Origin of the sequence: Bavariicoccus seileri WCC 4188 (genome assembly GCF_000421665.1) — a bacterium.
Classification (GTDB): Bacteria; Bacillota; Bacilli; order Lactobacillales; family Aerococcaceae; genus Bavariicoccus; species Bavariicoccus seileri.
In genome coordinates, this window is record NZ_ATXL01000002.1 from 35,833 (window position 1) to 48,740 (window position 12,908).

General features: G+C 38.2%; 14 protein-coding genes. 5 read left to right on the forward strand and 9 right to left on the reverse strand.

The window, feature by feature from the left end:
- Positions 1-102: 102 nt before the first annotated feature.
- From H541_RS0100640 to H541_RS0100660, 5 genes are all read right to left on the reverse strand, one after another.
- Positions 103-1,053, reverse strand: coding sequence for an ACP S-malonyltransferase (locus H541_RS0100640; protein WP_022795424.1), 951 nt, complete (start codon positions 1,051-1,053; stop codon positions 103-105).
- Positions 1,050-2,018 (reverse strand): enoyl-[acyl-carrier-protein] reductase FabK, encoded by a 969-nt coding sequence (gene fabK, locus H541_RS0100645; RefSeq protein ID WP_022795425.1) that lies wholly within the window; start codon positions 2,016-2,018, stop codon positions 1,050-1,052. The genes H541_RS0100640 and fabK overlap by 4 nt, the downstream gene beginning before the upstream one ends.
- 185 nt (positions 2,019-2,203) lie before the next feature.
- Positions 2,204-2,437, reverse strand: coding sequence for an acyl carrier protein (locus H541_RS0100650; RefSeq protein WP_022795426.1), 234 nt, complete (start codon positions 2,435-2,437; stop codon positions 2,204-2,206).
- Positions 2,438-2,815: 378 nt separating this feature from the next.
- A complete protein-coding gene (locus tag H541_RS0100655; protein ID WP_022795427.1) occupies positions 2,816-3,790 on the reverse strand; it encodes a beta-ketoacyl-ACP synthase 3 in 975 nt (324 codons plus the stop codon).
- A gap of 28 nt (positions 3,791-3,818) precedes the next feature.
- Positions 3,819-4,265 (reverse strand): MarR family winged helix-turn-helix transcriptional regulator, encoded by a 447-nt coding sequence (locus H541_RS0100660; protein ID WP_022795428.1) that lies wholly within the window; start codon positions 4,263-4,265, stop codon positions 3,819-3,821.
- Positions 4,266-4,887: 622 nt separating this feature from the next.
- Between H541_RS0100660 and acpS the strand changes: the two genes are divergently transcribed.
- On the forward strand, positions 4,888-5,229 hold the full coding sequence (gene acpS, locus H541_RS0100665; RefSeq protein ID WP_022795429.1) for a holo-ACP synthase: 342 nt from the start codon (positions 4,888-4,890) through the stop codon (positions 5,227-5,229).
- A gap of 179 nt (positions 5,230-5,408) precedes the next feature.
- On the opposite strand, the gene H541_RS0100670 is transcribed toward acpS, so the two are convergent.
- On the reverse strand, positions 5,409-5,837 hold the full coding sequence (locus tag H541_RS0100670) for a hypothetical protein (protein WP_022795430.1): 429 nt from the start codon (positions 5,835-5,837) through the stop codon (positions 5,409-5,411).
- 50 nt (positions 5,838-5,887) lie between these two features.
- Complete coding sequence (locus H541_RS0100675) at positions 5,888-6,502, reverse strand: NUDIX domain-containing protein (RefSeq protein ID WP_022795431.1); 615 nt, start codon at positions 6,500-6,502, stop codon at positions 5,888-5,890.
- A gap of 300 nt (positions 6,503-6,802) precedes the next feature.
- Between H541_RS0100675 and H541_RS0100680 the strand changes: the two genes are divergently transcribed.
- The 4 genes from H541_RS0100680 (at position 6,803) to H541_RS0100695 (ending at position 10,666) form a co-directional block, all read left to right on the forward strand.
- Positions 6,803-7,678 carry a 5-bromo-4-chloroindolyl phosphate hydrolysis family protein gene (locus H541_RS0100680; protein WP_022795432.1) on the forward strand — a complete coding sequence of 292 codons (876 nt, stop codon included), beginning with the start codon at positions 6,803-6,805 and terminating at the stop codon, positions 7,676-7,678.
- A 259-nt stretch (positions 7,679-7,937) separates the two neighbouring features.
- Complete coding sequence (locus tag H541_RS0100685) at positions 7,938-9,182, forward strand: toxic anion resistance protein (RefSeq protein ID WP_022795433.1); 1,245 nt, start codon at positions 7,938-7,940, stop codon at positions 9,180-9,182.
- Positions 9,183-9,359: 177 nt separating this feature from the next.
- Positions 9,360-9,608 carry a GlsB/YeaQ/YmgE family stress response membrane protein gene (locus tag H541_RS0100690; RefSeq protein WP_022795434.1) on the forward strand — a complete coding sequence of 83 codons (249 nt, stop codon included), beginning with the start codon at positions 9,360-9,362 and terminating at the stop codon, positions 9,606-9,608.
- 227 nt (positions 9,609-9,835) lie between these two features.
- Positions 9,836-10,666, forward strand: a complete 831-nt coding sequence (locus H541_RS0100695) for a DUF368 domain-containing protein (RefSeq protein ID WP_022795435.1) — start codon at positions 9,836-9,838, stop codon at positions 10,664-10,666.
- 241 nt (positions 10,667-10,907) lie between these two features.
- Here H541_RS0100695 and H541_RS12875 read toward each other — a convergent pair whose 3' ends face one another.
- Both H541_RS12875 and H541_RS0100705 read right to left on the reverse strand, forming a co-directional pair.
- Entirely contained in the window at positions 10,908-11,909 is a 1,002-nt protein-coding gene (locus H541_RS12875; RefSeq protein ID WP_022795436.1) for a DivIVA domain-containing protein, read from the reverse strand.
- A 118-nt stretch (positions 11,910-12,027) separates the two neighbouring features.
- Complete coding sequence (locus H541_RS0100705) at positions 12,028-12,816, reverse strand: YlmH family RNA-binding protein (protein ID WP_022795437.1); 789 nt, start codon at positions 12,814-12,816, stop codon at positions 12,028-12,030.
- Positions 12,817-12,908 lie beyond the last annotated feature (92 nt).

Below are 12,908 nucleotides of genomic sequence, written 5' to 3' on the forward strand. Positions count from 1 at the left end.
ACTTACTCATTATTACGCTTAAAAACACCTAATTACTTTTAAGTTACGCCTAATAATTAAAATGACACCTCATTATTTCTAATAACGCCTAATTCCTTATAATTAGTGAGTCGTTTTCAATTGTTCTAAGTCTTTAACTGCAGTTATGGAAATAACTTCCACTTGGTCTGTGGTCGCCTTGACTAACTTGCTCAGAACTGCTTTTGGACCAATCTCAATCACACGTGTCACGCCATCTGCTACAAAGTTTTCAACCGTTTTCTGCCACTCAACTGGCTTGACTAAATGATCGCTAAACTCGGTTCGGCAAGCTTCTAGTGTTAAGGGCTTTCCACTGACATTGCTATAGATAACGTCAGCTGTATTCTGCCAGTGGGACCAGTTTTCTTTTATCTCCCTCACCAATCGATTAATAGCCGGACCAAGTAAGGATTGTGCTGATGCCATCAATGGGGTATGAAAAGCTCCTTCAACCGCTAACGGCATCACTTTCTTGTAACCTGCCGCTTTTAGTGCTTTCCCAAAGGCCAAAATTGCCTCTTTATGGCCCGCATAGATTGTTTGAAACGGACTATTAAGATTAGCCGCCCACACGCGTCCTTTGAACTCCTCCAACAGCTCATCACATTTTTCTTGGGGAACTTTGATCACAGCGAGCATCATTCCATCCGAATGAGAAGTTGCCTGAGCCATGGCTTGTCCCCGCTTGACAACAAAGTCAAGAAGAGATTCAGGACTCACTAAACCACTCGCAGCAAGTGCTGTATACTCTCCCAAACTATGTCCAGCAAAAACATGAACGTGGTTGTTATTCTTAAGGAGAGGCATAACTACCTTAGAAATCGCAAGTTCAAGAGCCACGATCGCAGGCTGTACACATTTAGTTTGAGCCTGTGCTTCTTTATTCTTTAAAAAAATGTCGATGAGATCTAATGCCGTTTTTTGAGACATTTCAGTCAAAAAATGACGGACTTCAGGATAAGTGTCAATAAAATCTTGTCCCATCCCAACATATTGGGACCCTTGTCCTGTAAAGATCACTGCTGTTTTCATGATTTACCCTCATTAAAATAAGAGGCACGAGCATGATAGACTTCAACCGCCTCACGCACTAATTCTTCGATGATATCTTTACAAGGAGCGACTGTTTTTACTAGTCCAGCTACTTGACCAGACATCATAGAGCCACGTTGGGTATCCCCTAGCACTACCGCACGTCTCAAAGCACCGCGCCCAAGTTCATCCATTTTAGCAAAATCAGGAGTTTCCTTACTTGTTTCCGCTTTTTCTAGCGCTGCATACTCTCGGGTTAATTGATTTCTCAATACACGTACTGGATGCCCTCCAAGTTCACCCGTAACAATAGTTGACAGGTCACTAGCTTTTAAAATGGCATTCTTGAAATTCTCGTGAGCAGGAGATTCAGTAGAACACACAAACCTCGTCCCAATTTGGACACCCTCTGCTCCAAGCATCAACGCAGCGGCTACACCTCTACCATCGGCTATACCACCTGCTGCGATAACTGGAATTGATACAGCATCAACAACTTGAGGTAATAAACTCATCGTCGTGCCCTTACCAATATGTCCACCAGCTTCCATACCTTCAACAACAACAGCATCGGCACCTAACCGTTCCATCCGTTTGGCTAATGCAACAGATGCAACGACCGGAATTACTCTGATACCTGCTTCTTGAAAAGCTGTCATGTATTTACCAGGACTACCTGCTCCGGTAGTCACTAATCGAATACCGGCTTGACAGAGATAAGAAACAACTTCTTCAACATGAGGATTAAGAAGCATCACATTAACACCAAACGGTTTATCTGTTAAAGCTTTCACTTCTTCCACTTTCTTTTGAACTACATCAACTGGATCATGACCAGTTCCTACAATACCAATACCGCCTGCATTAGAAACAGCACTGGCAAGCTTAGCATCTGCTACCCAAGCCATTGCTCCTTGGACAATCGGATAATCTATTCCTAATAAATCACATAGTTTCGTTCTCAATTGAATCACTCTCTCGCTTTTGACTTCAGTATAACTACTTGCTAGTTACGACTTACTTTTATTTAGTTTGAATATCAAAGTATTAAATATAAAAAAGAACTAGCCCCTCATGATCAAGTTGCCTTGATGTCATAACTCCATGGTTATCACTTCTTTGAGGTACTAGTTGTTTCAGTGACTAGAAGTTATTTAGTGGCTTCTTTATCAACAAATGCGACTAAATCGTTAACTGTAATCAATCCTTCTTCAGTATCGATTACGATATCGAATTCGTCTTCAATGTCATTGATGATTTGGAAAAGATCCAAGCTATCTGCATCTAAGTCATTTTCAAAGTTTGTTTCAGGCTTTACAGCTGTTTCTTCTACGTCTAATTGATCTACGATGATAGTTTTGATTTTATCGAAAGTTGTTGTCATAATAATGACCTCCATATATTTGTATGATTACCTACTTGATTTGTCTTAATTGATTTGTCTTACTTGCTTTATTCTTGTTTATTTTTCTTTTGACTTATTGTTCTGAGTTTTGTTCTGAATTATTGTTCTGAATTATCGAACTGAGTAGTTGTTTTGACTTATTGTATGAGTAGTTTTATTAACTTATTTCTCCAGTTGAAAATTTGTATCAACTGCCTCTATTTCATCAACGGTCACTACGGTATCTACTGTATCAACGCTATTAACGGTATTTACTATAGAAATGATAAACGACTACTCATACTCAATGTTCTTTTTCTGATGCACTATCACTACTGCTAAATTAGTTTGAATATCAAACTAATTAAAGGCGAAAAATTACACGAGGGTGACAATACTCCCCCAGTTCAAACCGCCACCGAAGCCAACAAACACCACCAATTGCTTGCCTTCTAGTGTTATAATTCCGTCTTTGACGACTTTATCCAGTAACAAAGGAATGCTTGCGGCAGATGTATTAGCTACGTCATCGATGTTGGACAGAAATTTATCCTCTGTTATACCTGTTTTTTTGCTAATCATCCCTAATAATCTTTTATTGGCCTGATGTGCAAGAACATAATCGATAGCTTTTATAGATTGTCCCGCTTTAGAAATGGTCGATAAGATATTTTTAGGAACTTCTCGACTAACAAAATTAAAAATACCTCTGCCATTCATCTCAAGTTTCGCTTGTTCAAGAGGTGCTTTCAAATCCTCACCATGCGCGCCGTCGCTACTAATCGACTCTGCATAAACTAGAGCATCAGAAGCCTCGACTAAGACACACCCAGCCCCATCTCCAAAAAGACAAGCAGTTGAACGGTCTGTCCAGTCTAAAATATCTGACATCTTCTCGACTCCGATAACAAGACCACGCCCGTAAGTGGGTGTTTTTAACAAACCATTAGCGACACTTAATGCGGCAATAAAGCCATTGCAAGCAGCAGAAATATCAAGACAAAAGACTTGTGTGATACCAAGTCTAGCTTGGATAAGATTGGCAATTCCGGGACTTGAACTTTTATGAGACATGGTAGCGACAATGATAAAGTCTATTGTTTCTCCACAATTGACTTTATCGGTCAAATCACTATTATCATTTTTATCAACCACTGTACCTATTGAGTTGAAAAAAAGATCTTCGACAGCTTTATAAGCCATACTCTCGATCGAATCACCTTTTGCAACATGCCTCTTTTTAATGCCAGTCCTTTTTTGGATCCACTCATCAGAAGTATCTAAATATTCTGCTAAGTCATCATTAGTCACTATCGTGTCAGGGAGATACGACCCTGTTTTTACAATACGCACAGTAAGTGGTCACTTCCTTTATAACGAGTTAAATTTTGATCTCGCTAAGATAGTTCGATAAACTTTTCAAAGCTCCCAGTAAAGCACTAACTTCCGGATCATCCAAATCAGTAATGATTCGTTTGACCATCGTCCGGTGAAACTTGTCATGCAATCGATACAATAATCTACCACGGTTAGTCAACTTCAGATTGACAACCCGTCGATCCTTCTCTTGCCTAACCCGTAAGACATAACCTTTTTTGACTAAGGTATTAACAGATACCGTCAAGGTTCCAACTGTGACATGTAATTCCTTAGCTACTTGGGAAGTTCGTTTATCGCCATATAAACCAATGGCAGCAATCGTATGCATCTCTTTCATCGACAAGTCATGAAAATCACTCTCTTTCAGTGAAGTTTCTTCAATTCTCAACATCTCGTCGAATACATGCACTAAGTAGTTGTTAACATCCTTAAACTGCGGTTGCTCCATCGTTTTCACCTCTAATACGTCTCCCTCCTTACCTCTCAGAAAAATACTTTGATAATCAAAGTATTTATATCATAACGAACGCTTTTCTAACCGTCAACCCTTTTTCAGCTTAAAAATATCATCTAAAAAAATGGACAACCCTCAAAATAGAACATCAAGATACCAAAATAATTCCATTTAACCACTAGCACTTGTATAATCAAACAAAAGAAAAACCGATATCATCGCACTTTTTACAGGCTTACCTTTACCGAGAAAAACAGAACAGCGTCATAAATGACTATCAAAAACACTGTTATTTTTTAGAGATTACATCTTAAAATGAAAATGTTAAAATTATCTTAAGAGGTATTTTTTAAATGTTTTCTATAAAAATATATCTCTATATAATAGAAGCTCTCTACTATATAGTAGCAGTATAGTAGAAGCTCTTTATATAATAGAAGCATAGGGCCTTAATAATAGAAACATAGATGACCTAAAAGATTTGGTTTGACCTATCTTGTTAAATACACCCACGTAAACGACACTCATGTTAACGACACTCATATTAAATACACTCTTAGTAGAAGATAACTAAACAATGTCAATAAAGCTTAATGACAGATATAAGGAGCATCTCATGGAAATAGGCAGTGATATTATCGAAATAGACCGCATAAAACAAGCTCAAGAAAAACAAGCTAAATTTGTTGACCGAGTTCTTACTCCAGCTGAACTTGACCTCTACAAAGAATTAAAAGGACATCGAAAATATGAATTCTTAGCAGGGAGATTTGCTGCCAAAGAAGCCTTTGCGAAAGCTTATGGCACTGGCATCAGTGGTAAACTTTCTATGTTAGACATTGAAATCTTACCGGGAGAGTATGGCAAGCCAGTAGTGAGCTCTCCTTACACTGGTGAGCAAAAGGTCACTATTTCGCATTCCAATGATCTTGCAATAGCAGTTGTGATCTTAAATTAAAAGAGGCCGTTCCACAAGTTCTACACTTGTGGTCGATCTCTTTTTAACAGTGTTTTAACACTGCTTTATTAGTAACTTCTTCATCTATCAGTTAAGTTTTAAGTATGCCTCTCTGGAGAAAGACAAATTCTTTGCAAGCTCATCGTATATCTTAAAGATAACCGCTAGTAAAACGACCTCTAGATAAAGAATGCCACTCCTATCACTATCACAATCAATACGGCAGTAATAATAATCCCTTTTGTGAGGAAGCGGTTATACCGTCTAAGGCGTTCGTTCGATTCAAATCGTGATCTAGGCTTTTTATGACGCTTAAAAAAGCTTTCAGACTTTTTATCCTCATCTTCTCGTTCTTCTAGATAGCCATCCTCATCATCTAACTGATCTCTATCCTCAAATCGGCTACTATCTTCATAATGCTGTCTACTTTTATAACCACTATCATAGTTGTCCTCATAGATATCATCATAGCCGTCGTCATAAACATCATCAGAATCACTACCATCATTTCTACGGTATTCAACCTCTTCTTTAGATTGTTTCAGAGCACGTTGTTTTTCTTTTTTTGCTCTTCTAATATCTTCTCTCGTCAGTAATGGTTTACCCATTTAAATCACCTCCATTGATCAACTGCTTTCTATTTAAAGCACTACTAATGTCATTTTTGTACCCTCAATCGTTTATTTGTCCAATAGTCATAAGCAAATTGTGTTTTATTATCAATAATGACCCCATCCACCATCAATTGATGAAGTTGGTCATAAGTCAACCAACCGACATCTAAAAATTCATCCTCATCTGCTGCTTTCGACCCTTCTTTTAAGTGTAACCCACTAGCCTCATAGAAGGTCAATAATTCGTTGGAATAGCCACATGTCAAAGCCGTCGTCCTTAATTCTTTCCAACGATCTGCTATATAATGCGTCTCCTCTTCTAGTTCCCGTTTCACGGTGACAAGTGGACTGGCATCTTCTGGATCTTTTTTCCCTGCTGGTATTTCAATCAAACATTTATCAAAAGGTTTTCGAAATTGTTTCACTACTAACAATTGATCCTGATCATTAAAGGCAATCACTGCACCAGCGCCAGGGTGAAGAACGAGTTCTCTGGTACTTTCTTTGCCGTTTGGCAGAGTAACTGTATCGATGACAACATCTAAAAACTTTCCTTTAAAAATCTGTTCCCTTTTCAGTGTTTTTTCATAGAACTTTTCATCATCCGTTTTGCTTGCGATTAAATCATTTTTATAAAACACATGCTCTTCTTTTGTCATCACGTTTTCCTCACTCGTCTTTAGTTTTCTAGTTATGCGATTCCTACTATTTCTTCTATTCTTCACTTTCTTCTACTGCTTCTATTTCTTCAGTTCTATCTATTACTTCTATTCTTTCTATTACTTCTTTTTCTACAATTTCTTTTTCTATTTATAAGCACGTTTCTCTTTAAGAATACGCAACCACTAGGGTTTTGACAACTAACTTTGTAAAAGTTTTAGATAAATCGTGCTTAAGTCTTATACATTTTAGCCTTAACATTGATATACTGTTACTATAGAAAGAGAGGAGACTCGCCCATGAAGTCAACTGATCTCAATAATAAAACTGACAACAAGCAACAAGATCCTTATTCTCTGAAGAATTATTCCTTGGTATGGACAAGTGTTATGATTGGAATGATAATGGGATTTCTCGTAATGGCGATCATGTCCGGTATCGGTGGATTTTTTAACGGTGCTATCATTGTAACTGGAAGTGTTTTATTCAGTTATATCGGTGGTTGGATCACCTTGAGACAATTCAATAAACCTAGTCATAAACGTTTTTCACTGAAACGTAATAAGCGACAGAATGACTTGCCTCCCCTCTCTCCATCAAAGAGAGCATTTTATGAAGAGCAAGGGCTTGATGAGAATGATATCGTTTTTTTCAGAAGGCAAATGGCCAAAACAAAAGAACAAGTCATTGCACTTGAACAAACAACTCGTCGGTCGACCAAATTAAAAGCAGTCATGACAAGATATGACTTGTTCCCGATCTTGAAAGACTATTTCAATGAGATCACCATGGCACCAAAACGACTATACGAAGTTGAAGCCTTATTGTATTCTTACATTCCTTCTTTGCTAGAAATCAGTGAAAAATATTTAGACATTGAAAAACATGTCAGCAAATCAAAGGAAACTTTTCAAACAATGACTGATAGTATCGAAACCGTTGAAGCCTTATGTGCTAGTGTACAACGGTCATATCGGGAATTCATGTCGGATGACATTGACGATATCACAATTGACTTACAGCTCGCTAAAGAGCGATTAGAACAAGATAAACAATTACTGGAAATGTCAAAAGAAGAAAAACGTGCAGTTCCAGACATGGCTTTACGTGAACTCGAAGAAAGTTTAAAAAAGGAAAAAGCAGCTGTATCTGCTCAAGACTTCGATGCTTTTTAATCCTTCACCACTGAGAATATCATTAAAGCTACACTAGTCGTCTTAATTATGGTATTTTGGATTTAATAATAAACCGAAATACCATTACTCATATACTCTTCACCTTAATCCTTTTACCCTGATCCCATCACTGTCATAACATCAAGACAATATATCAGCATACGACAGGTGCATAAAATTACGCCAGATACATCAACAGACATTAGGATGTCACTATAACTTAAGGAAGTAACAACTCAACCTATTAGGAGGTTTCTCTATGGCAAATAACGATATTTCAAACCAACTGACACCAGACAATCAAGATCATACCTCAAACGGAGGACAGTCAAATGATGTTGACGCCCTCTTATCAAATCCCTTTGGAGATCCAAACGATACAACGGCTGATTTTACGCCAAAAAACCTTGATCTAGATTCAGGAGATGAAGCGCCAAAATCAAAATTGATCGATACATTGACTGAAGAACGGCAACAGCAAGCACGTGCATTAGCAAAACAAATCGATGAATCTAATCCGCAAGCTATCATCACTTATGGAGCTGCCGCACAAAAGCAACTGAGTGAATTTAGTCAACAAATGTTACTCCATGTTCAAAATAAGGACACCGGAGAAATCGGTGAATCCCTCACTGAATTAATGTTCAAATTGAATGAGACTGATCCAAAAGAATTAGCGGCAGCAGAAAATAATGTCCTAAAAAAATGGTTTGGGAAGGCAAAACAATCGGTCTACCAAATGACTGCTAAGTACCAACAAGTAGGAACACAAGTCGACAAGATTGCTTTAAAACTCAAGCAGTCAAAATCTGGTCTGATGAATGACAATCGAACACTCGAACAAATTTATCAAAAGAATAAAAACTTCTATGAAGCATTGAATGTTTACATTGCTGCTGGCGAAGTAAAACTTGAGGAACTAGAAACAGTCACAATCCCTCAAGCCGTTTCTAAGACCACTGGATCTAAAAATCAAATGGATGTCCAAGTTGTCAGTGATTTACGGGCCTTTGCGGAGCGATTAGATAAACGAAATCATGACTTAAAATTGACAAGGCAAATGACGATTCAACAAGCACCACAGATTCGTTTAATCCAAAACACTAACCAAGCACTAGCGGAAAAGATTCAGTCCTCTATCACGACTGCAATTCCACTTTGGAAAAATCAAATTGCTATTGCAATGACCTTGTTCCGTCAACGTGATGCTGTAGCGGCACAACGTCAAGTCTCTGAAACAACCAACGACCTGATGAAACGAAACTCAGAAATGTTGAAGCAATCCTCTATTGAAACTGCCAAAGAAAACGAACGTGGCATCATTGATATCGAGACTTTGCAAAAGACGCAAAACGACTTGCTAGAAACGCTTGAAGAAACAGTCCGTATCCAACAAGAAGGTAGACAAAAACGTCGGTCAGCAGAAAAAGAGCTCGGTGTCATGGAAAATCAATTGAAACAACAATTGCTCTCAATCAGTAGACGCGAGCAGAGTGGTCAATAATCATATTCTTTTACTTTAAATATGTTCTCTTTTATAATTAGTGTATAGTTGATAGCATCCCTATACGATATTTCTGAGCTTATCTCTCTTGAGTAGTCGTGTTGTGGCAATGCGAGTCAATTAGTCGTCATCAGTTTTGTTGACGATATTAGAAAAAAATTAAAGGAGGAATTATTTATGGGTTGGTTATGGTCTTTAATTGTTGGTGGCGTTATCGGATGGGCAGCAGGCGCAATTCTAGGAAAAGATATTCCTGGAGGTATTATTGGTAATATTGTTGCAGGAATGTTAGGTTCTTGGGTTGGTGGAGCTTTACTACCAGATCTTGGACCTGTAATAGGTGGCTACACTGTCATTCCAAGTCTACTAGGTGCTATTATTTTGATACTCGTTGTAAGTTGGATCCTAAAAGCAACCAGTAAGTAGATTTTTTTCAGCAGCTTACTTTTAATTACCCATCATCTCGTTAGCGCCTAGTTAACAGCTTGTTAGCATCCAGTTAGCGTCTAGCTAGCATCTAGCTAGCAAATAGTTAATAAATTATAAAGTTTACCCAATCTATCATGATCTATGATAATATGGGGTCAACGTCGGAAAAAGACGAAATGTTTTTTTCCGATATTTTATTGTCAAAAATGCGAGGGGTTATTACAATGACTGAAGATTCAAAAAACGGCAGCTTTTGGCTGCGATTCATCAAAGGAATGTTTATCGGTTCAGGTTTTATTCTTCCAGGTGTTAGTGGTGGCGCACTAGCTGCTATCTTTGGAATCTATGAACGGATGATCAGCTTTTTAGCTAATCTCACCAAGCAGTTCAAAGAGAATTTCCTGTTCTTCTTACCCGTTGGCCTAGGAGCTCTATTCGGGATTTTCTTATTATCATTTGGTGTTAGTTTCCTACTGGGCAACTACGAAACAGTTATCTTGTGGTTTTTCGTTGGCTGCATTGTAGGGACCCTACCATCTCTTTGGAAAGAAGCTGGCAAAGAAGGACGATCAACTCGTGAATATATTATTCTTGCTGTTAGTTTCATTGCGGGTAGTCTCTTCTTATGGCAAGGCTCAGCACTGTTTACAGTGGTAGAACCAACTTTCTTGAATTGGATCTTTGCAGGTGTCTTGATTGCTCTAGGAATGATCGTTCCAGGACTATCTCCTTCAAACTTTCTACTCTATATGGGCCTCTACAAACTCATGGCGGATGGGTTCAAGAACTTCGATTTTGCGATCATTATCCCAATTGGAATCGGTGGACTGGCTACTGTGTTACTGCTATCCAAACTGATGAATTATATCTTCAGCATTGCCTTTCCACAACTTTTCCATTTTATCTTAGGAATCGTTTTAGCATCAACTGTAATGATTATTCCGACAGATTATAGTGGCATTGGTTTCGGAGACTATATTGGTTGTATCTTACTACTCCTAGCTGGCACATGGTTGGGTGCTTTCATGAGCAGACTAGAAAACAAGTACAAATAAACCTCCTAATATGACCCTACTTTTCTAATGACCATTCATTTGTGGGAAAGATATACCGTAAAATCAACAATAACGACGTCAATCATGTCGTCAGTTACGTTGTCAGTTACAATAGTTCAACCAAAAATTAAAAGATAAGCATGGCAGATGATTTACCTTCTGCCATGCTTATCTTCTTTTTAGGTTCTATACCACTGTTAACCTCTAGTATTCTAGAACAGGGTTACACTATATCTTTCTATTACTCGTCGTCAAATGATCCTTGATGCTTGGCTGCCACAGGTTTTTTAGAATCGTAGTTTTCTTCTTCGATTTGACGTTCGCTTCGACGCAATCTCTTTTCGATTTCTGCTTTAGCACGCGCTTCAGGTGTCAGTTCTTCTGTTGGAGTAACTTCTTCATCCTTTTTAACCACTTGATCTTGGTCAGTCGATACAACGACATCCACAGGCTTCTCTTCTTGTCTGTCTTGTTCAGGCGTTACAGCTTTTTCCTCAGCTTGTTCATTAGCCGATGATTGATCAGGTTTTGACTGTGGCGCTACTTCTGCGGTTACTTTTGGTGCTTTACGTACTGGTTCTTCAGGAAGTTCTTCAGAATCAGTTGGTTTTGGACGATGAATTGGTTCGAATGCTCTTGTCTCATCCAGACTAGCATCATGAAGTTCAACATCACGTTTTTCTAATTGCTTATTAGCTTCACGTTCCATTCTTCTCACACGTTTACGACGGGCATCTACAACTTCTTTAACAGTTGGCGGAACAACTTCAGGATCTTTTTGGGATTTCAATAATTCATCCCATTCTTCGCTTTTCACCATTTCCAATTGTGTTTCAATCAATAATTGTAGTTTTTGACGGAAGACACGAGAATCACGTTGCAGAGCATCCGTCTCACGATTAATAGCAGTTGCCTTGCGAGCTGCATCTTTCAACAACTTATCAGCTGTTCTTTCAGCTTCAAAAATAATCATTTCTGCTTCTTTGTTTGCATTTTTCTTCAAACGGTCTGCTGCTTCTTGTGCCACGATGATCGATTTATTCAAGGTTTCTTGAATACCTTCATAATGACCAATTTTTTCTTCACAAAATGAAATTTTCTTTTCAAGCTCTTGATTCTTTTGAAGCAATGTCTCAAATTCTTGGATGATATCATCTAAATAATCGTTGACTTGCTCTTGATCATATCCCTTGAATCGTGTATTAAATTCCTTATTGTGAATATCTATTGGGGTTATTGCCATAATTATTCTCTCCTTTTTTAAATCACTAGTCATCCTGACAGTTTGAAGCTACAGTTACAAAACTAGCACGCTTCAAAAATGATCTCAAGACTTTCTTTCACTTGTTATTATCCAATGCTCAGCCATTATTTGCAAGTATACTGGCGCCGATTCGCACGCGATCCTTTTTACTACGACCATATATTTCATCGATTCTTATTCTACCATGGCCTCTCACGGAAACAATATCCATGATATCCAATAAGGCATCAGGTCTTTCACAGATGGCAAAATTTTGTTTGACAGACCCATGTTGAATCAATATCTTAGCTCTTTGCCTTGAAACATGAAAAATCGAACTAATAACTGCATCAACGCGCAAACTACTCACAGTCGTTTCAATCGGCTCCCAAAAATCAGTTGGGATGACCAAGTTAGTTTCAGTGATTGGCTCTAGGTGAACCGTCATCTTACCTATTTTGGTCACCTGAGTCACCACATAATCCATGATTGTCTTATCTAAGATAATCTGGTACCTTGTGCCATCTGTGATAATATCTCCAAAAAGCTCTCTTTTAATCCCCGCACTCATCAAACTGCCTAAAATCTTTGGATGAGAAATGTTCCCAAACTTTACAGGATAATGAACCTCTAAGAAACCAATCTCAAAGTCCTCTGTTCTAGGCTCATAGTAGTCAGGATAAAGTAGGCATCGTTTGCGTTCACTTTCATGATATCCTCCGCGATAACTAAATCGAACGTCTCCTTCTTTTCCTAAAGCGCTCAAAACGATATATTGCTCTCTTGGATCAAGGAAGTGCAACAACAATGGCGAATAATGATCCAAAACTTGCGCCCTAGCAGATTCGATTTGATCAATAAATAATTGTTCTTCTGGTCTAAAATGTTGATATAAATCTGTTGCCATTTATCTATCCTCATTGTCTAACTGTGACACGTCTATCCCTAATCCTGTAGCTTTTGGCTAACTTACTCCACAACGGTTCTACTGTTATCCCC